The organism is Ancylobacter crimeensis (assembly GCF_023016805.1).
GTDB lineage: Bacteria > Pseudomonadota > Alphaproteobacteria > Rhizobiales > Xanthobacteraceae > Ancylobacter > Ancylobacter crimeensis.
In genome coordinates, this window is the sequence record NZ_JALKCH010000010.1 from 36,262 (window position 1) to 56,006 (window position 19,745).

Below are 19,745 nucleotides of genomic sequence, written 5' to 3' on the forward strand. Positions count from 1 at the left end.
CCCGCTGCGCGGGCCTCCTCTCCCCCTCGGGGGGAGGGAAGGGCAGGAAGGGAGGGAAAGAAGCCATCTACCCTACGCAACCGGCTCCCTCTCCCGTCGGGGAAAGGGTTGGGGGGTGGGAGCGCAGCGGAGCGCTGGAGGAACTGACGCGCGACGGGGCCAAGGCGACGGCCGAGGGGCTGGGCGCCAAGGGGGGAGGTGTCGAAGCAGATGGACTACGTGATCGCCGGCGCCGAAGCCCGGCGTCATTCCCTCGACCCGCTGCGCGGGCTACCTCTTCCCCTCGGGCAGAGGGACGAGCAGGAAGGGAAGAAGCCATCCCTCCCATGCAACCGGCTCCCTCTCCCCATCGGGAAGAGGGTTGGGGGGAAGGGGCGACGGCCATGGGGAGAAGGCCGGGCTGAGGCGGCGCCGGTCCCGTGTCCTTCAGCCGCGCGCCGTCCGGGCTGTCGCGGTGGCGTTTGCGTCGAACGTGTCCGCCGGCAGTGCCGCGATCGCTGCCGCCAGCCGTTCCGCCCATGCCCGCGCGCCGGTTTCCTGTGCGATCAGGTCCTGCCGCAGCGCGATCAGCACTGCGGGAATGCCGCGGTCCTCGCCGTGGATGGGGACCGTGTAGTCCTCCGCCCGGTCGATGACGTAGGGTTCGTTCGCGGCGACCCAGGGCCCCCCGCCCAGCGCCGCGATCAGCGCCTCGCCATAGGCGGCGTCGCGGGCATAGAGAACTCCGGCGTGCCACGGGCGGGCGACGCCGCGGAACACCGGCGTGAAGGAATGCACCGAGAGGATGCGGGTCGGCCGGTCGGCCGCGCGGCGCGTGTCGAGATGGCGCGCGATGGCGGCGTGGTAGGGCGCAAACATCACCCGCGCGCGGCGATCGCGCTCCTGCGGGTCGAGGCCGACATTGCCCGGAATGTCGGTGTCTTCGGAGCGGATGGGAATGCTGCTCGGTGCCTCGAGCGGGCGGTTGAGGTCGATCAGCAGGCGGGAGAAGCCGGACAGGAAGGCCGGCGCGTCGATGAGCGCGCTCAGATGCCGGGTGACGCTCGCGGCGCCGATGTCCCAGGCGATGTGGCGGCCAAGCTCGCTCTCCGGCAGGCCGAGGCTGTCATAGGCGGCGGGGATGTGGCGGGAGGCGTGCTCGCAGGTCAGCACGAAGGGCGAGGCGCCTTCCGCATTGAGACAGGTCACGGCGTCCGGTCCGTCGGAGAAGGGGTGCGGGTCCATCAATAAAGGTCCCGATAGAGCGCGCAGACGTCCTCCGGGCTTTTCCCGGCGAGGATGGCGAGCTCTTGCCGGCGCACGGCCGCATAGGTCTCGACGAAGAGCGGGTGGAACCAGCTTCGAACCGTTTCATCCGCCTCGAAGACGGCGAGCGCCTCCTCCAGAGAGCCGGGCAGGCGGGCGAGGCCGAGCCGGGCGCGCTCGCTCTCCTCCAGCAGCGCCGGATCGCCGGAGAAGATGGGCGGCGGCGGCAGCTTCGCCTTCAGCCCCTCCAGTCCCGCGCGCACCAGTGCGGCGAGGGCGAGATACGGGTTGGCGGTGGCATCGGCCGCCCGGTATTCGACATTGAACTGCCGGGCAGGATCCTTGCCCGCGAGCCGCACCAGCGGACAGATGCGCAGGCTCGCCTCGCGGTCGCGATCGCCGAGCCAGGTCCAGGCGGCGCTCCAGCCATGGGGCTGCAGCCGGTAATAGGAGGGCAGGCTTGCCGCGGTGAGCACGGTGATCGCCCGCATGTGCCGCAGGATTCCGGCGAGGAAGGAGGCATTGATCGCCGAAAGACCGCCGGGCGCGGAGGGATCGTAGCCGACGGGCGCACCGGTATCGTCCACCAGCGAGACATGGATGTGCACGCCGTTGCCGACCCCGGTCGGGCTGGTCTTGGGGGCGAAGCTGGCGTGCCAGCCGCGATTGGCGATGATCTCGCGCACGATCTCGCGGATCGCGACCGCCCGGTCGGCCGCGGCGAGCGCGTGGGTGGGCGCGTGGGTGACCTCGTACTGATCGGCGCCATATTCGGCGAGGACCATTTCCGGCTCGACGCCCGCCTCGGTCAGCGCCGCGAGGATCTGCCCGCCGAGCGGATCGGCCCGGCGCAGCGCGGCCGGCGAGAAGGCGTGGGCGGGCGGCAGGCCGGCGCCGACGATCTGGAACTCCTGCTCGAAGGTGGCGAGCAGCCGCAGGCCGGTCGCGGCTTCGAGGGCGGCGAGCGCATCGGCGAGGATGGTGCGCGAGCAGCAGCACCAGGGCGCGCCGTCGAGTTCGACGAGAGTGCCCATCGCAAGGCCGAGCGGGGTCGGCGCGCCGGTCGCGGCGGTGCGGTAGACGGCGTCGAGATCGGGCCGGATGCGCAGATCGCCGGCCGAGCCGAAGGGGTTGGGATCGGCGATGATGTTGAAGGGCGTCAGCGCCACATTGGCCGGCACCCAGCCGACGCCGGCGGCGGCATAGCTGCCGAGCCGCTTGTGCGGTACCGGGCGGCCGCGGGTGATGGCGGCGAAATCGGTGGTGACGATGGAGGTGAGCTCGATCGGGGCGTGGCTCATCGCGCGTCGCCGATCGCTGCGATGCGGGCAACGGTGCTCGCGGTGTCGGCGAGGTGGCAATAGCCGCCGAACGCGCGGAACGCGGTGTCCTGCCGCTCGGGCGTGATGGTCGCGCAGGCATCGGTGACGCAGGTGACGAGGAAGCCGCGATCGGCACCGTCGCGCACCGCCATGTCGACGCACTGGTCGGTCAGCACCCCGCACACGATGAGCGAGCGGACGCCGAGATTGCGCAGCAGATAATCGAGATTGGTGGAGTTGAAGACCCCGGAGGAGGTTTTCGGCAGCAGGATCTCGTCCCCTTTCGGCCCGAGATTGTCCGGCGGCAACCCTTCCGGCAGGTCGGGCGGCACATGGATGGGTGTGAGCTTGTGGTCGAGCGAGCGGTCGCGGCCGTCCTTCGTCAGCGACTGGATGATGGTGTGCAGCACCTCCACCCCATTTGCCCGCGCCGCCGCCAGCAGGCGCTCGGTGTTCGGGATCGTCGTCTCGCGCAGGGTGCGATGGAAATAATGGTCCGGCCCACGCTCCGGGTGGTGCGGATCGAGGCCCGGCTCGATCCAGATGCGCTGGAGATCGACCAGCAGCAGCGCGGTCTCGCCAGCCCGGAAGGGCTGGTCGCGGCGGACGGTGTCGGACATGGTTCGGGAACCTGCATTGACGGAACGGAGCGGCGAAACGGGCACTCGTCCAAATCACCTGACGCAGAAGAAGGAGTATTATGCCGGCGCCCGTCAACAGCAAGGCGCATTGACGCGGCGCTTTGCGCCGCCCTAGCGTGCGCGGGTGGCGGTCAGGGGGTGAGGGTGGATATACGGGTCTATTCGAGCTTTCTCGTCACCGCCGAGATGTTGAACGTCACGGCGGCGGCGCGCCGGCTCAACCTCACCCAGTCGGCGCTCTCGCGCCAGCTCATGACGCTGGAGGCGAGCCTCGGGGTCAAGCTGTTCGAGAAGGCCGGCCGCACCATCCGCCTCACCGCCGAGGGCGAGACGCTGGCGGGGAAGGTTCAGCACATCATCTCCGCCGAACGCGATCTGCGCAGCACCGCCAGCGGGCTGAGCCGCGGCGAGGCCGGGCTGCTGCGGATCGGCGCGTGCTCGCAACTGATCGAGCGCTATTTTCCCGCCTTCCTCCGCGGCTGGCGCGAGGCCAATCCCGGCGTCGACATCCGTGTGGAGGATGGCGGAGGAGCCGAACTCGCCGAGAAGCTGAAAGGCGGACAGGTCCATTGCACGGTGAGCGCGGCGCCTTCGCACCCCATCGAGGCGTTCGAGATGCGCCGCATCGGCAGTCTCGGCTTTCTCGCCGTGGGTACAGCGGCGTTTCTGGGCGCTCCGCGACCGATCGAGGCGGCGGATCTCGTGGACAAGCCGCTGATGCTTCTCAACGGCAAGCACGCCTCGCGCGAAATGTTCGACGCAGTGATGCGGGTGAGCGGGGCCCGGCCGGAGGTGATCGCCGAGAGCCATTCGCCCCACACCCTGTTCGCCCTGGCAGAGGGCGGGAACGGCATCGCGGTGGTGCCCTCCTCGGTGCGGATCGCCGCGGGCGCGCTGGTGCGGCGGCCGATCACCCTCAAGGGCGAGACCATCACCTTCGACATCTGCGCGATGTGGAACGCGCATCTGCCGCCGCCGGCCTATGCCCAGCGCTTCATCGAGGATCTCGCCGCCCATATCGCGGCCGAGGAGCAGCAGGAGGTGCTGACCCTCTCCAGCTTCCGGCGCGGCCTTCACGCCGTCCAGAGTGACGATCCATTCCGATCCCGCATGGGTCGCGGCGAATAGAATTCATTGGACGTATCGTTTCGGCTGTCCTTAGCTGCCCTCCGGGCATGTCGTTGCCGGCATGGCATTGGGGGAACTGGGGATCAGATGGTGGCGAAAGGCAGGTTGTTCGGGCCCGGCGCGTTCAACCAGGAGCGGATCGTGCTTGCCACCGCGATCGCCATCTTCGCGGTCGCCTCCTTCGCCCTGCCGGGTTTCTTCACGGCGGAAAACATCGTCACCATCGTGCGTTCGGTCTCGGTGCTCGGCATCCTGTCGCTCGGCATGGCGGTGGTGATCATCGGTCGCGGCATCGACCTGTCGATGGTCGCGATCATGGCGATGTCGGTAGCGGCCTATCTGCAACTCCTGGCCAACGGCATGAGCGACGGCGCCGCACTGGCGCTGGTGCTCGCCGGCGTCATCGGCATCGGCCTGCTGAACGGCTTCCTCGTCGCCTATGCCGAGGTGCCGGCGTTGTTCGTGACGCTGGCCTCCGCCTCCTTCATCTTCGGCTATGTGCGCTCGCAGGTGATCGGGGCGGATGCGGTGCCGGTGCCGCGCGCCCATTGGGTCGCCTCGCTGGGCTCGGTGCAGTTCCTCGACATACCCATCGAGGTCTTCATCTTCGCCGCGCTCGCGCTGGCGATGTTCCTGTTCCTGCGCTTCACCAAATGGGGGCGCTTCGTCTATTACGCCGGCGACAACCCGGTTGCCGCCCGGAATGCCGGCATGCCGGCGCGGCCCATGCTGGTGTTGCGCTATGTGATCTCGGCGATGTTCGCCTTCATTGCCGGCATACTGACGGCGGCCAGCCTGCATTCGATGAACACCCGCGTCGTCAACTCGACGCTGCTCTACGACATCGTGCTGGTGGCGGTGATCGGCGGCATCGGCCTGTCGGGGGGCAAGGGCGGGGTGCGCAACGTGCTGATCGGCGCGGCGCTGACCGGCGTGCTGCTGAATGCCATGACCATCATCGACATTCCGCTGATCTATCAGAATCTCATCAAGTCGACGATCCTGCTGGCCGCCATCATCTTCGACGGGCTCATCAACCCGCGCGACGAGCAGACGGCGCAGCAGGGCGACATCTGACGCCGCCGGGCTCCGGGGGAGGGGCCCACGGTGACGGGACGACACGCGAAACACGAGACAGGGCTAGCTAGGGGATCGCAACGATGAAGAAGTTTCTGTCCATCCTCGCCGCTGGGGCGGCGATCATGGCTGGCGCCTATAGTGCGCCGGCGCTGGCGGCCGACGATCCGAGCCCGGCGGTCTATGCCTCCGCGCTCAAGGGCAAGCGGGTGATGCTGGTGCCGATGGCGATGGGCTTCGACCTCGCCCAGGGCTGGGCGGCGATCCTCAAGCGCGAGATCGACGCGTTCGGGGGCACCTTCGAGACCCGCGACCCGAACTGGAGCGTGGAAGCCGGCGCGCAGGCGATCACCGAGGCGATCTCGTCCGACAACAAGCCGGACGTGCTGATCGTGATGTCGCCGGACCTCAACTCCTACGCCAAGCTGATGAAGAAGGCGCAGTCGCAGGGGATCTATGTGATCCTCATCGACAACCCCGCCAACTTCAAGGCCGATGCCTATGTCGGCAGCGACTGGACCGAGCTCGGCCGGCTCGAGGCCAAGGCGGTGATCGCTGGCTGCAAGGCGGCTTCGCCGAAGAAGATCGGCCTCGTGCAGGGCGATCAGGTGAACGCCACCAGCCTTTACCAGTATGCCGGCATCATGGAGGTGCTGGGCAAGGAGAAGGACGTCGAGGTCGTCGCCAAGCCGGATTCCAACTGGGACGCCACCACCTCGCGCAACGTGACCGCGACCATGCTGCAGCAGCACCCGGACATTTGCGGCATCATCGACTTCTGGGACGGCGACGCCAGCGGCGCGGCGGCGGCGATCCGCGATGCCGGGCTCCAGGACAAGGTGTTCCTCGTCACCACCGGCGGCGGCGAGAAGAAGGCCGATTGCGACAAGATCGCCGACGGCACCTATGGCGCCGTGGTCACCACCGAGCTGGCTCAGGAGAGCCACAACATGGTGACCATGATCAAATACCTGCTGCAGAGCGGCCAGCCGCCCGGAACCGCCTCGCCCTTCATCTACACGCTCATGAAGCCGACGACGAAGGAGAACATGCGGGCCGATAGCTGCTGGGATCTCGATGCGCTGAAGGCGGAAGCCGGCATCAAGTAAGCTTGGCGCCTTCCGGCCTGACGGCGGCGGCGTCCCGCCGCCGTCCGCCGCCGTCCCTTGCATCCCCGCTGCTGCGAACACCCGGCCGAACGGCCGGGCGTTTCGCGCGCCTGCTGTCACCGAGCCCGAACCCGCCGAGCCCGAACCCGCCGATGAGCTTTCGCGAACGCCTGCAGTCCTGGCGCTACAATCTCGTTCCCGATCACCTGATCGGCGAGATCCTGTCCAAGCGCTGGACCGACAACGCCATTCCCTTCCTGGCGCTGATCCTGGTGGTCGCCGGCTTCGGCTCGGTGATACCGGGCTTCTTCAAGCCGGCCTCGCTGCAGGATTCCACCCGCCAGCTCGGCGAGTTCTCGATCGTGGTCACCGGGCTCACCGTGGTCATGCTCGGCGGCGGCATCGATCTCTCGGTCGGCTCCATCTTCGCGCTCGCCACCTTCTCCTCGGTCGCGGCCTTCTTCATCTTCGACCTGCCGGTCTGGGTGGCCTTTCTCGCCGCGCTGGCGACGGGCTGCGTGTTCGGCGCGATCAACGGCTATCTGGTCGGCTTCCTGCGGCTGCGCGCCTTCCTGACCACGCTGGTCACCTTCATCATCGGCCGCGCGATCTTCGACATCCTGATCGTGAATTACGGGGCGGCGGTGCAGACCTCGACCGCCTCCTCCGACACCTGGGACTTCATCGGCGACGGCACGCTGGGCGGGCTCTCCATCCCCGTCATCGGCGCGGCGGTGATCGCGATCTTCACCCACATCGCGCTGACCCGCTCGCGCATCGGCTGGCACATCCTCGCGGTGGGCGGCTCGCGCCGCTCGGCCCACAATGCCGGCATCAAGGTGAAGCGCACCATCTTCCTCACCTATGTGTTCTCGGGGCTCTGCGCGTCCACCGCCGGTTTCCTCATCGCCTGCCGGCTGTCCGGCGCGGGGCCGGGCACCGGGCTCAACATGGAGATTCTCGCCCTCACGGCGGCCGTGGTCGGCGGCAATTCGCTGGGCGGAGGGCGCGGCTCGGTCGCCAAGGGGCTGATGGGCGCGGTCATCGTGCTGGTGATGAACAACGGGCTGATCCGGCTCGGCTACGGCACCGGCACCAACCAGATGGTCATCGGCATCATGCTGGCCATCGCGGTGACGATCGACATCCGCTGGCTGAAGAACCGGCACAAGGTGCTGAACGAGGTCTATGTCGCGCCGATCTATCTGAAGATGGGCGCGGCGCAGTCGGCCCTGCCGGGGTCGGGCACGCCTTTCGCACTCAACAACGCGATCTCGCAGACGGACTATATCGGCCTCGGCGCGCTCGAAGGTCCAGAGGACGTCATCCTCGACCGCGACGACCATCTCTATTGCGGCACGCGGCACGGCGAGATCGTGCGCTTCTTCGCGCCCGATTATCGCCGCTCGGAGGTGTTCGCCCATGTCGGCGGCTTTCCGCTCGGCCTCGCCTTCGATCGCGACGGGAACCTCCTGAGCTGCGTCGGGGCGATGGGGCTCTATTCGATCACCCCCGACCGGGTGGTAACGCGGCTCTCCGCCGAAACGCGCCGCTCGCTGACCTCGGTGCAGGACGACGCCCGGCTGCGCGACCCGAACGACCTCGACATCGCCCCCGACGGAAAAGTCTATTTCACCGATTCCACCAAGCGGTTCGATGCCCATGACTGGGCGCTCGATTCCATCGAGAACCGCGCCACCGGCCGCCTGCTGGTCTACGATCCGAAGACCGGCGCCACCCGCACTTTGCTCGACGGCTATCATTACCTCAACGGCGTCTGCATGGCCCATGACGGGCGCAGCCTGTTCGTCGCCGAGAGCTGGGCCTGCCGCGTGCACCGCTACTGGCTGGAAGGCCCGAAGGCCGGTACCGCGGAATGCGTGATCCGCGACATGCCGGGCTACCCCGACAACATCAACCGCGCCTCCGACGGCACCTACTGGATGGCGTGGCTCGGCATGCGCACGCCGAGTTTCGACCTGTCGCTGCGCCATCCCGGCTTCCGCAAGCGCATGACACGCCGCCTGCCGCAGGACGACTGGCTGTTCCCCAACATCAATACCGGCGGCGTGGTGAAGTTCGACGAGAGCGGGCGCGTCCTCGGCACGCTGGGCGACCTCTCCGGCCGCTCGCACCCGATGGTAACCTCGATGCGTGAGCACAAGGGCTGGCTGTTCATCGGCGGCATCCTCAACAACCGCATCGGCCGGCTCAAGCTGGACGGGGCCGATCCCCGCTGGACCGGGCCGACCTCCTATTGGGGGGAGCGGGCATGACCATTCTCGATCCGCTGCTCGACCTGTTCCGCGGCAAGGCCGTCACCGTGCCGCCGCTCGACGGCGCCTTCCGCCCCAACCGGCTGCTGGACGAGGCTTCGGCGCTCACGAGCATCTCCGAACCGACCGACCTCGCGGTGAAGGACGGGCGCACGCTCGTCGCTTCCGGCAATGCGGTCCACGCGCTGAAGGCCGATGGCAGCACGGAGGTTGTGGAGAGCTTCACGGCTCCGGTCACCGCGCTCGCGGTCTCGCCCACGGGCGCGCTCGCCGTGGCGCTCGACAGCGGCCGTCTGTTCGTGGACGGCACCGAGGTGAAGCTGCCGGACGGCATCAACTGCCTGATCGCTCTGTCCTATGCCGCCAACGGCATCCTGCTGATCGCGAACGGCTCATTCCTGCACCGCCCCACCGACTGGCGGCGCGACATGATGGAGAAGAACGCGGCGGGCTCGGTCTGGGCGCTCCACCCGGATGGCACGACGCGCCGTCTCGCCGACGGGCTGGCGTGGCCGTCGGGCGTGCTGGCCGATGGCGCGGGGGTCGTCGTCGCCGAGGCGTGGCAGCGGCGTCTCGTCCGCATCGCGGACGGCCGGTCGCAGGTGCTGGTCTCCAACATGCCGGGCTATCCGGCCCGGATGTCGCGGGCGGGAGAAGGGGTGCTGCTCGCCGTCTTCGCGCCGGTCAACCGGCTCATCGAATTCGTGCTGCAGGAAGACGATTACCGGCGGGCGATGATGGCGGAGATCCCGCCGGACTACTGGATCGCCCCGGCCCTTGCCTCGGGAAATTCCTTCCTCGAACCGTTGCAGTGCGGCGGCATCAAGACCATGGGCATCCACAAACCGTGGTCGCCGAGCCGGTCCTATGGCCTGCTGGTCAGGCTTGATCGCGGCTTCCAGCCGGTCGCGAGCTATCACAGCCGGGCGGATGGGCGTCGCCATGGCGTCGTCGCGGCGGTGACGGCCGGTGGAGCCATTCATGTGGCGTGCGCGGGCGGCGGGGAAATCCTCGCCCTCGACGCCTGAGCGGGAGCAGGACATGGAACCCGCAGAAGCGAGGGCGACGGAGCCTGTCATCCGCCTGGAGAACGTCTCGAAGCTCTATCGCGGCGTGCCGGCGGTGAAGAATGTCAGCTTCGAGCTGCGCAGGGGCGAGATCCACGCCCTGCTCGGCGAGAACGGGGCCGGCAAGTCGACCCTCACCAAGATCATTGCCGGGGTGGTGGAGGCCTCCTCGGGCCGGATGATCCACAACGGGGTCGAGGCGGCCTATGCCAACCCCAATGCGGCGCTGCAGGCCGGCATCGCCATGGTGTTCCAGGAGACCTCGCTGGTCCCCTCGATGACGGTGGCGCAAAATCTCTATCTCGGCTCGGAGAAGTTCCTGAACCGGCTGCGCGGCATCTACATCTCGGCGCAGCAGTTCCTGCAGTCGCTCAATTTCTCGGTCGATCCCACCGCCATGGTGGAGACGCTGGGCGCGGCCAAGAAGCAGATGGTCGAGATCGCCCGCGCGGTCCACCACAATGCCGAGGTCATCATCTTCGACGAGCCGACCGCGACGCTGACGCCGGAGGAAAAGCGCCATTTCTTCGCGCTGGTGCGACGGCTGAAGGCGCGCGGGGTTTCCATCGTCTTCATCAGCCACGCGCTGGAAGAGGCGTTGCTGCTCTCCGACCGCATCACCATCCTGCGCGACGGCGAGCTGGTCGCCACCGGGGAGACCGCGAGCTTCGACCGCGAGAAGATCATCGCCGCGATGGTGGGGCGCACGCTGTCGGCCGAACTCTACCGCCAGCGCGACGAGGCGAAGATCCGCAAGGCCGGCCGCAAGGTGCTCTCGGTGCAGGACATCTCGATGGGCGCGGCGGTGCGCAACAATTCCTTCTCGGTCTTCGAGGGGCAGATCACCGGCGTGTTCGGGCTGATCGGCTCGGGGCGGACGGAGACCTTCAAGATCGTGTCCGGCATCTACAAGCGCGACTTCCTGCGCGGCGGCAGCATCGAGCTCGACGACCGCCCGGTGCGCTATGTGGTGCCGCGCGAGGCGGTGAAGGACGGCATCGTCTATGTGACCGAGGACCGCAAGTCCGAGGGCTTCTTCGAGACCATGTCGATCGCCGAGAACCTGTTCGGCGGCCTCCTGGCTGCCGACCGGGAGCAGCACCGCATCATCAGCCACGCCGAGATGCACGAACTCTCGCGCGAATGGTCGAAGCAGCTGAACATCCGCGCCATCAACGACAATGCGCGGGTGGTCGAGCTTTCGGGCGGCAACCAGCAGAAGGTCGTGATCGGCAAGGGGCTGGTGCAGAAGCCGCGCATCGTCATCTTCGACGAGCCGACGCGCGGTGTCGATGTCGGCGCCATCGCGGAGATTCACCAGATCATCAACCGGCTGGCCGACGAAGGCCTCGCCGTGGTGGTGATCTCCTCCTACCTGCCTGAGATCCTCAATCTCTCGGACCGCATCCTCGTCTGCCGGCAGGGCCGGATCGTCGAGGAGTTCTCGCCCACCGAGGCGACCGAGGGAAAGATCATGTACGCGGCCGTGCACTGAGCCGCGGCGGAAAGCACAACCATGAACAGCAAGGCCGTCTGGACCTACTACAAGGGCATTTGGCACGAGGGCGACGTGCGCATCCTCGGCGCCAGCTCGCACGCCACCTGGCTCGGTTCGCTCGTCTTCGACGGAGCCCGCCATTTCGCCGGCGTCACGCCCGACCTCGCCTTGCACTGCGCGCGGGTGAACGACTCCGCGCGGGCACTGGGGCTGGAGCCGACGCTGACCGGCGGCGAGATCGAGGCGATCACCCGCGACGGGCTGGCGAAATTCGCGCCCGGCACCGACGTCTATATCCGCCCGATGTACTGGGCCGAGGAAAGCGATGCCGGCGTGGTGCCTCCGCTCGCCGCCTCCACCGACTTCGCCCTGTGCCTCGAGGAGATGCCGATGGTGGAGCCCACCGGGTTCACCATCACCACCACCCGCTTCTGCCGGCCGACGCTGCAGGTGATGCCGGTCAATGCCAAGGCGGCCTGCCTCTATCCCAACAATGCGCGGATGATGCGCGAGGCCAAGGCCAAGGGCTTCCACAACGCGCTGGTGACCGACGTGCTCGGCAATGTTGCCGAGCTCGCCACCGCCAATGTGTTCATGGCCCGCGGCGGCGAGGTCTTCACACCCGTGCCGAACGGTACCTTCCTGAACGGGATCACCCGCCAGCGGGTGATCGGGCTGTTGCGGGAAGCCGGGGTCGGCGTGCACGAGGTTTCGCTCACCGTGGAGGATTTCCGCGGCGCCGACGAGATCTTCTCGACCGGCAACATCTCGAAAGTCGTGCCGGTGATCGGCTTCGACGACAAGGCCCTGCCATTCGGGCCGATGGCGCGGAAGGCGCGCGCCCTCTATCTCGACTGGGCACGGGGCTGACGCAAAGGTCAGGGAGGAAACAATGGCGACCGTAAAGCTGTTCACCGATGCCGAGGCCGAAGCTTCTCCCGCCGTGAAGGCGGTGTTCGACGACATCCGGGCCACCCGCAAGAACGACTTCATCAACAATTTCTGGCGCGCTCTGGCCAATGACCCGGCGACGCTGAAGCGGGTGTGGGAGGGGCTCAAGGCCGTGATGGCGGTCGAGGGTTCGATCGACCCCGTCACCCGCGAGATGATCTATATCGCCGTTTCCACCGCCAATAGCTGCCAGTACTGTGTCCAGTCCCACACCGCGGCGGCGCGTGCCCGGGGCATGACCGACGCGCAGCATGGCGAGCTGCTCTCCATCATCGGCCTCGCCGCCCAGACCAATCACCTCGCCATCGCGATGCAGGTGCCGCCGGACCCGGAATTCGAGGTCCGTTGACAGGTGGGAGCCGTGCCGTGAAAGCAATGGTGGTGCGCGCGCCGGGCGGTCCGGCCGCGATGGAGTGGATCGATGTCGCCCCTGTCGCGCCGGGCCCCGGCGAGGTGCGGGTCCGACATCGGGCGGTCGGCGTCAATTTCATCGACGTCTACTACCGGAGCGGCCTCTATTCCTGGCCGGGCTCCAGCCTCATTCCCGGCGCCGAGGCGGTGGGCGAGGTAACCGAGCTCGGGCCGGACGTCGAGGGGCTGCGTGTCGGCGAGCGCGTGGCCTATGTCACTCGTTTCGGCGCCTATTGCGAGGAGCGGGTGCTGCCGGCCCGCCGGCTAGTGAAGGTGCCGGACGGCCTCGCCGACGAAACCGTGGCCAGCGTGCTGTTGAAGGGGCTGACGGCCCAGTATCTCGTGAATTCGTCCTACAGGGTCGAACGCGGCGACACCGTTCTGGTGCACGCCGCCGCCGGTGGGGTGGGGCTGATCCTCGGGCAGTGGCTCGCCGCACTGGGCGCCACCGCCATCGGCACGGCGGGCGGCCCCGAGAAGGTCGCGGTCGCCCGCGCCCATGGCTATGCCCACGTCGTCGATTATCGCAACGAGGATTTCGTCGCGGCGGTGGACGCCCTGACCGGCGGACAGGGCTGCGCGGCGGTTTATGACAGCGTCGGCGCGGACACCTGGCGGGGCTCGCTGAAATGTTTGCGCCGCCGCGGCATGTTCGTGAATTTCGGCCAGTCCTCCGGGATGATCGCCGAGTTCCGCCTGTCGGACCTTGCCGCGCATGGCTCGCTTTCCGCCAACCGGCCGGTGCTGTTCGATTATGTAGAGGAGCGTACCGAGCTGGTGGAGCGGGCGCAGGACCTGTTCGCCCGTCTGCTGGACGGCACCATCAGGGTGCGTGCGCCCGAGACCCACGCCCTGACGGATGCCGCCATGGCCCATGAGCGGCTGGAAGGGCGCCTGACGACGGGGTCGGTGGTGCTTACGGTCTGACGGAAACCGGCAAACGTCTTCCGGGCGTTTCGCCGCAGTTTTTCCGGCATGACGGGCTCCTTCCGTTATGGCACATCCTGTCGCCATGAACCGGTTGCGCAGGGCTCTCACGCGTACCCTCGGCGGCAATGTCGTCGCCGTGGTGCTGGCCTATGCGCTTCTGTTCCAGCTTCTGGTCGATGCCCCGCTTCTGAAGGCGGATGTCGGCGACCCGGCGCATCTCATTCTTTGCTCCGGCCTTGGCGATGGCGGCAGCCCCCAGCCGGACGCTCCGTCTTCCGACCTCACGCATAAATGCTGCCTCACGCTGTGCCGACTGGCCGGTGGGGTCGCGACGGCGCCAGCTCCCGACGGCGGGCTCGTTCCGTTGGTCCCGCGGCGCATCGTCATCGCAACGCTCGCCTTCGCGCCGCCCGTCCCGGCGACCGGCCGGGCGGCGACCATCGCGCTCGCGCGCGGACCTCCCCGAGCCCTCCTGAACGGCTGAGCCGCCGCCCGCTGCGAACGGGCCGCCCACCTTCCGGAGATCCTTCATGACCAACGACCGCCTTGGCGGGCCGGGCATCGTGTGCCCGCGTGCCTACACCTTCTCTCGTCCCCTCACCGGATATCAGGGGAGGGGACGATGAGCCGCGCTTCCGTCCCCGCCGCGAACAACCCGTTCAGGGCTTTCATCACGCGGCTGCACTTCTATGTCGGGCTCTTCGTGGGGCCCTTCATCCTCGTCGCCGCGCTGTCCGGCACGCTCTATGTGCTGACCCCGCAGATCGACGCCTTCGTCTTCCGCGAGCAGCTTCGCGCCACGCCGACCGGGGAGAACCGCAGCCTCAAGGACCAGATCGATGCAGCCCGCGACTGGCTCGGCACTGACCAGATCGGCACCAAGGCAACGCTTTTCGCGGTGCGGCCCTCCATCGCGCCGGGCGTGACCACCCGGGTGCTGTTCTCCGATCCGGCACTGGGCGAGTCGGAGAACCTTGCCGTCTTCGTCGATCCGGTGACGCTGGAGGTGAAGGGAAGCCTCGTCGTCTACGGCACCGGCGGCGTTCTGCCGATCCAGCGCGTCATCGACCTGTTCCACCGCAACCTGCTGCTGGGCGATCTCGGCCGGAACTACAGCGAGCTCGCCGCGTCCTGGCTCTGGGTCGCCGCGCTGGGCGGGCTCTTTCTGTGGGCATGGCGGCGGGGGATGCCGGCAAGCGGGACGACGGCACGGATGCGCCGGGTGCACACCACGCTCGGGCTGTGGATCGCGGCAGGGGTGCTGTTCCTGTCAGCCACCGGCCTCACCTGGTCGCACTATGCCGGCGACAATATCGACCTGCTGCGCGGAACGCTGGGCTGGACCACGCCGTCCGTCTCGCTGAAGCTCGACACTGCGGCCGCGCCCGCCATGGAAGGCGAGCATGCCGACCATATGGCGATGATGCCCGACATGACGATGCCGGCACTGCCCGACCCGGCGAGCCTGATCGATGCGGTTCATGCCGCCGCAGTGCAAGCCGGGCTCGATTCGCCGATGATCGAGATCCGTCCGGCGAAAAGCGCCGACAGGGCGTGGCTGGTGCGCGAATATGACCGCTCGACCCCGACGCAGGTGGACACGCTGGCCATCGACCCGCGCACCATGAGCGTGACCAGCCGTGCGGATTTCGCGACCTTCGGGCTTATTCCCAAGCTGATCCGCTGGGGCATCGACATCCACATGGGGATCAAGTTCGGGCTGGCGAATCAGATCGTCATGATCGCGATCGGCAGCGCCCTCTCGGTCACCATCCTTTATGGCTACGCGATGTGGTGGCGCCGCCGCCCGGCGCCGGGCTCGCCGGCGCACACGCTGGTGCAGTCCTTCCTGTATCTGGGCTGGCCGGTGCGGATCGCGGTTGTCGGGCTCGCGCTCGCCTTCGGCCTTGCCCTGCCGCTGATGGGGCTCAGCCTGCTGTGCTTCGTGGCGGTGGATGGGCTGCGCTGGAGATATGATCGCCGCATCCGCGCGGTCCGAAGGGTGAAGCAGGCCCCGGCGGAATGACGCCAGCCGCGGCTGGATTTTCTTCCCGGCTTCGGCGAGCCCCAAAAGAAAAGCCCGGGCGTGGAGCCCGGGCAGAGTGAAGACGGTTGGGGAAACCAGGGGTCGGTCAGAGTCGTCCGGTCAGCATCATCACAATCAGCACGATCAGCAGAATGGTCACGATACCGCTTGGGCCATAGCCCCAATTGCGACTGTAGCCCCAGCTCGGCAGGGCGCCGACGAGGATCAGAATCAGGATGATGAGAAGAATTGTGGTCATCGGCAGCCCTCCATTACCCGTAGTGTCGGCGTGGTAACGTTGGACCGCACGGGATGGTTCCTCCCGTGCGTTGCGACTTTGCAGCGTGTGGCGTTCGCCTGCTCAGAGCGGCGCGGTCGTGCTTTCCAGCCATGCGCGCGTCGCCTCGTCCACCAGCGGGCCGATCTCGGCCAACACGCGGGCGTGGTAGGCGTCGATCTGGGCGCGCTCCTCCGGCGACAGCAGCGCCGGTTCGATCAGCGCCCGCTCATAGGGCGCGAGGGTGAGCGTGCCGAAGGCGAGCGTCGGCTTCTCCGCGCCGGCGATCTCCCTCTCCTCGACGATCTGCAGGTTCTCGATGCGGATGCCGAAGCCGCCGGTCTTGTAGTAGCCCGGTTCGTTGGAGAGGACCATGCCGGGCACGAGCGGCACCGCGCCCAGCTTGGAGATGCGGGCCGGTCCTTCATGGACCGAAAGATAGGCGCCGACCCCGTGTCCGGTGCCGTGCTCGAAGTCGAGCCCCGCGGCCCAGAGATATTGCCGGGCGAAAGGATCGAGCTGCGCGCCCGCGGTGCCGCGCGGAAACACCGCGCGGGCGATGGCGAGATGGCCCTTCAGCACGCGGGTGTAGCGGTCGCGCATCTCGGCCGTCGGCGCGCCGACCGCCATGGTGCGGGTGACGTCGGTGGTGCCGTCCTCATATTGCGCGCCGGAATCGATGAGGAAGAGTTCGCCGGGGTTGATCGGCCGGTTGGTGGCTCCGGTCACCCGGTAATGCACGATCGCCCCGTTCGGCCCCGCCCCCGCGATGGTGGGAAAGGACACGTCGCGCATGAGATTGGTCTCGCGGCGGAAGGTTTCCAGCGCGCAGACCGCGTCGATCTCGGTGAGGTTGCCGGCGGGCGCCTCGCGGGCGAACCAGGCGAGGAAGCGCGTCAGGGCCGCGCCATCGCGCCGGTGGGCGGCCTGCATGCCGGCGATCTCCGCGGCGTTCTTCGCGGCCTGCATCAGCGCGACGGGGCTGGCGCCCTTCGAGACCTTGCCGCCAGACGCCTCGATCCGTGCCGCGACATGGGCCGGGCAGGTCGCCTGATCGAGCCGTATCGTGGCGCCCGAGCCGGCGAAAAGGGCAAGAGCGTCGTCGAAATAGACCGGCTCGAGGATTTCCGCATGGAAGGCGAGCTCGCGCCGCACCATGGGCTCCAGCTTGCGGCCGTCGATCAGCAGGCTCGCCCGTCCCTCGGCGGGGATGATGGCCCAGGAGAGCGGCAGCGGGGTGAAGGCGACGTCGGCGCCGCGGATGTTGAACGTCCACGCCACCTGATGCGGATCGCTGAGCACCAGCGCGTCGAGCTTGTCGGCGGCGAGCGCGGTGCGGATGCGGGCGAGCTTGTCCGGCACGCTTTCGCCGGCCAGCTCCGGGTCGCGCACGCTGATGCGGCCGGTCGGGGCGGCGGGGCGCTCGATCCACACCGCGTCGAGCGGGTTGGAATCGACCGCGACCAACGTGCCGCCCACCGCGCTCACCGCGCGGCGCAGCTTCTCGACGCCGTCGATCGTCGTGAGCCACGGGTCATAGGCGAAACGCGCGCCAGCCGGCAGATGAGCCTCGATCCACTGCTCGGCGGTGACCTCGAAGGAGGGCACCACGGTAAAGGAGGCGGTGTCGACCTGGGTCGCGGCCTGCAGCGTGTAGCGTCCGTCCACCAGCAGTGCCGCCTCGTCCGTGAGCACGATGGCGAGGCCCGCCGAGCCGGTGAAGCCGGTGAGCCAGGCGAGGCGCTCGTCGCAGGGCGGCACGTATTCGTTCTGGTGCGCATCGGCGCGCGGCACGAGGAAGCCGTCGAGCTGCCGGCGGGCCAGCTCCGCGCGCAGCAGCGCGAGGTGGCGGGTGCCTTCCTCCGGCGCGGCGGCATCACCGAAGGACTGGTAATGCGCCTCGAATGGTGTGGTCGGGTTCTGGGTCATGCGGGAAACCTGGCGCACTCTCGGCGCAGATGAGCAGCGCTTCGCGCGAACATGCCGCGCGGCGGAAGCAGGACTGATGCCGGCGGCTCAGGCCCGCGAGGCGAAGCCGCGTGTGGCGTCGAACAGCGACTTGGTGCCGAAGGCGATGAACATCAGCCCGACGCAGCGTGTGACGATCCGTCCGTGCCTCAGGAAGAAGCGGCGCACCGGGGCGAGGCCCGCCATCCACACCAGCAGGATGTCGGCCGCGACGAAGCCGGCGAAGGCGGCGGCCATCAGATAGGGTGCCGAATCCCAGGACAGTCCCGAGGCATAATGGGCGGTGAGTGCGGTGAACATCGCGACCGAAACCGGATAGGCCTTCGGGTTGGTAAGGCCGAACAGCACGCCCGTGGCAAGCGGGCGGCCGGCGCCGACCGGGGCCGTGACCTCGCCCTTGGAGCGCACCGCCTTCACCCCCAGCCACACCAGGTAAAGCCCGCAGAACAGGCCGAGCAGATCGAACAGCATCGGCCCGAGCTGGTTGACGCCGATGATGGCGGCGAAGGCCAGCGTGCCCCAGAACAGGTCGCCCACCAGATGCCCGCTGACGAAGCGCGCTCCCGCAGGACGGCCATGGGCGGCCGAGAGCGAGAAAAGCGCCAGGAAGGCCGGCCCCGGCGAGAGCACATAGAGCGCTCCGGCGAGCGCAGTCATCAGATAAAGGCCGTTGGTCATCGAAGGATCCGGGAAAAGCGCGGGAGCAGGCCGCGAATGGCTGGACGGCGCGACCTTAATGACCCACCTTCTGTCGCCATGTGCCTTTCGTCAACGGGTGGGCCATGGCGGGGTGGCCGGAGCAGGAAACGTTATGCGTAAGGCGCTGAGGGCGCTCTGCTTCTGTCTGCTGTTGCTCGCTGCCGCCACACCTGGCACGCGCGCCGGGGCCGAGACCCGGGTGCTTCGGGTCGGCACGTTTCTCGACAATGCCCCCTGGCAATATCGCGATGGCGACCGGATCGTCGGTTTCGAAGCCGACATGGTGGAGCGGATCGGCCATGAGCTCGGTGCCCGGATCGAATGGGTGGTGATGCCCTTCGCCGATCTGTTTGAGGCGGTCGAAAGGGGCAGGGTCGATCTGGTGGCCTGCTCCATCACCATTACCCCCGAGCGGCGGAAGCGCTTCGATTTCACGCAAGCCTATTACGACAGCGCGCAGGGCGTCGTGGTGCTGAAGGCGGGGCCGATCCGCCGCATCGAGGACCTGGGCGCCCGCCCGGTGGCGGTCACGCCGGGCACCAGCAACGAGGCTTGGTTGCGGGAAAACGGCCCGCGGCTCGGCCTCGGCCCGCTCGTTCCGGCGCAGGGCGTTTCCGCCGTGCTCGACCTTCTGACCGCGGGCAAGGTCTCTGCCTATTTCGGCGACCTGCCGACGCTGCTCCATGAATTGCTCCACCGCTCCGACCTCGCCGTGATCGAACGGATCGACACCGGCGACCACTACGCCATGATGTTTGCGAAAGGGGCGCCCTTGACCGTGCCGGTCGATGACGCCATCACGCAGATGAAGCAGGACGGCACCATGGCCCGCATCCACACCCGATGGTTCGGCATGGCGCCCGACCGGCATTCTTCCACCGTGCAGGTGCGTTCGCGCGGCTGAATGCGCTGCCGGCACAAGACCGGCCCGGCCCGAGCGGACCGGCAGCGGGCCAGCACATCTCCAACCTCACCCTCGCCAAACGACCATGGCGGTGCCATTTTGTTCTTGTCAGAATCACGAAAACCCATCTTCACCTGAGACGCGAGACCCTGTTGCCCGGACCCCTGAAGCCGTCGCACCCCACCGCTCCCTTTGACGGGGCGGGCGAGGAAGGTG

Annotated in this window: 18 protein-coding genes; 12 read left to right on the forward strand and 6 right to left on the reverse strand. The window is 68.0% G+C overall.

Going from position 1 to position 19,745, the window contains the following annotated elements:
• Nucleotides 1-426 precede the first annotated feature (426 nt).
• Genes MWN34_RS15075 through MWN34_RS15085 form a run of 3 tightly spaced genes read right to left on the reverse strand, consistent with a single transcriptional unit; the run spans nt 427 to nt 3,187 of the window.
• A complete protein-coding gene (locus tag MWN34_RS15075) occupies nt 427-1,224 on the reverse strand; it encodes an N-formylglutamate amidohydrolase (protein ID WP_247030136.1) in 798 nt (265 codons plus the stop codon).
• Nucleotides 1,224-2,546 carry a type I glutamate--ammonia ligase gene (locus tag MWN34_RS15080; protein ID WP_247030137.1) on the reverse strand — a complete coding sequence of 441 codons (1,323 nt, stop codon included), beginning with the start codon at nt 2,544-2,546 and terminating at the stop codon, nt 1,224-1,226. Before MWN34_RS15080 ends, MWN34_RS15075 begins: the two co-directional genes overlap by 1 nt.
• Nucleotides 2,543-3,187, reverse strand: a complete 645-nt coding sequence (locus MWN34_RS15085) for a cysteine hydrolase family protein (protein ID WP_247030138.1) — start codon at nt 3,185-3,187, stop codon at nt 2,543-2,545. Before MWN34_RS15085 ends, MWN34_RS15080 begins: the two co-directional genes overlap by 4 nt.
• A 165-nt stretch (nt 3,188-3,352) precedes the next feature.
• Here MWN34_RS15085 and MWN34_RS15090 point away from each other — a divergent pair, with 165 nt between their 5' ends.
• The 11 genes from MWN34_RS15090 (at nt 3,353) to MWN34_RS15140 (ending at nt 15,681) form a co-directional block, all read left to right on the forward strand.
• Nucleotides 3,353-4,336 (forward strand): LysR family transcriptional regulator, encoded by a 984-nt coding sequence (locus MWN34_RS15090; RefSeq protein ID WP_247030139.1) that lies wholly within the window; start codon nt 3,353-3,355, stop codon nt 4,334-4,336.
• Between the two features lie 87 nt (nt 4,337-4,423).
• The gene (locus tag MWN34_RS15095) at nt 4,424-5,413 is read left to right on the forward strand and encodes an ABC transporter permease (protein ID WP_247030140.1); all 990 of its coding nucleotides are present in this window, start codon (nt 4,424-4,426) and stop codon (nt 5,411-5,413) included.
• A gap of 83 nt (nt 5,414-5,496) precedes the next feature.
• Nucleotides 5,497-6,522, forward strand: coding sequence for a sugar ABC transporter substrate-binding protein (locus tag MWN34_RS15100; protein WP_247030141.1), 1,026 nt, complete (start codon nt 5,497-5,499; stop codon nt 6,520-6,522).
• A 152-nt stretch (nt 6,523-6,674) separates the two neighbouring features.
• Entirely contained in the window at nt 6,675-8,798 is a 2,124-nt protein-coding gene (locus MWN34_RS15105; protein WP_247030142.1) for an ABC transporter permease, read from the forward strand.
• Nucleotides 8,795-9,826, forward strand: coding sequence for an SMP-30/gluconolactonase/LRE family protein (locus tag MWN34_RS15110; protein ID WP_247030143.1), 1,032 nt, complete (start codon nt 8,795-8,797; stop codon nt 9,824-9,826). The genes MWN34_RS15105 and MWN34_RS15110 overlap by 4 nt, the downstream gene beginning before the upstream one ends.
• Nucleotides 9,827-9,839: 13 nt before the next feature.
• A complete protein-coding gene (locus MWN34_RS15115; RefSeq protein ID WP_247030144.1) occupies nt 9,840-11,360 on the forward strand; it encodes a sugar ABC transporter ATP-binding protein in 1,521 nt (506 codons plus the stop codon).
• A 21-nt stretch (nt 11,361-11,381) separates the two neighbouring features.
• A complete protein-coding gene (locus MWN34_RS15120; RefSeq protein WP_247030145.1) occupies nt 11,382-12,233 on the forward strand; it encodes a branched-chain amino acid aminotransferase in 852 nt (283 codons plus the stop codon).
• Between the two features lie 22 nt (nt 12,234-12,255).
• On the forward strand, nt 12,256-12,663 hold the full coding sequence (locus tag MWN34_RS15125) for a carboxymuconolactone decarboxylase family protein (protein WP_247030146.1): 408 nt from the start codon (nt 12,256-12,258) through the stop codon (nt 12,661-12,663).
• Between the two features lie 26 nt (nt 12,664-12,689).
• On the forward strand, nt 12,690-13,652 hold the full coding sequence (locus MWN34_RS15130) for a quinone oxidoreductase family protein (protein ID WP_247030275.1): 963 nt from the start codon (nt 12,690-12,692) through the stop codon (nt 13,650-13,652).
• A gap of 67 nt (nt 13,653-13,719) precedes the next feature.
• A complete protein-coding gene (locus tag MWN34_RS15135) occupies nt 13,720-14,139 on the forward strand; it encodes a hypothetical protein (protein ID WP_247030147.1) in 420 nt (139 codons plus the stop codon).
• 138 nt (nt 14,140-14,277) lie between these two features.
• Nucleotides 14,278-15,681 carry a PepSY-associated TM helix domain-containing protein gene (locus MWN34_RS15140; protein WP_247030148.1) on the forward strand — a complete coding sequence of 468 codons (1,404 nt, stop codon included), beginning with the start codon at nt 14,278-14,280 and terminating at the stop codon, nt 15,679-15,681.
• 106 nt (nt 15,682-15,787) lie between these two features.
• On the opposite strand, the gene MWN34_RS15145 is transcribed toward MWN34_RS15140, so the two are convergent.
• From MWN34_RS15145 to MWN34_RS15155, 3 genes are all read right to left on the reverse strand, one after another.
• Entirely contained in the window at nt 15,788-15,940 is a 153-nt protein-coding gene (locus MWN34_RS15145; protein ID WP_247030149.1) for a DUF3309 domain-containing protein, read from the reverse strand.
• Nucleotides 15,941-16,042: 102 nt separating this feature from the next.
• Nucleotides 16,043-17,887: an aminopeptidase P family protein gene (locus MWN34_RS15150; protein WP_247030150.1), complete on the reverse strand. Its 1,845-nt coding sequence runs from the start codon at nt 17,885-17,887 to the stop codon at nt 16,043-16,045.
• An 87-nt stretch (nt 17,888-17,974) separates the two neighbouring features.
• Nucleotides 17,975-18,604 carry a LysE family translocator gene (locus MWN34_RS15155; RefSeq protein ID WP_247030151.1) on the reverse strand — a complete coding sequence of 210 codons (630 nt, stop codon included), beginning with the start codon at nt 18,602-18,604 and terminating at the stop codon, nt 17,975-17,977.
• A 133-nt stretch (nt 18,605-18,737) separates the two neighbouring features.
• Here MWN34_RS15155 and MWN34_RS15160 point away from each other — a divergent pair, with 133 nt between their 5' ends.
• On the forward strand, nt 18,738-19,529 hold the full coding sequence (locus tag MWN34_RS15160; protein WP_247030152.1) for a substrate-binding periplasmic protein: 792 nt from the start codon (nt 18,738-18,740) through the stop codon (nt 19,527-19,529).
• Nucleotides 19,530-19,745 lie beyond the last annotated feature (216 nt).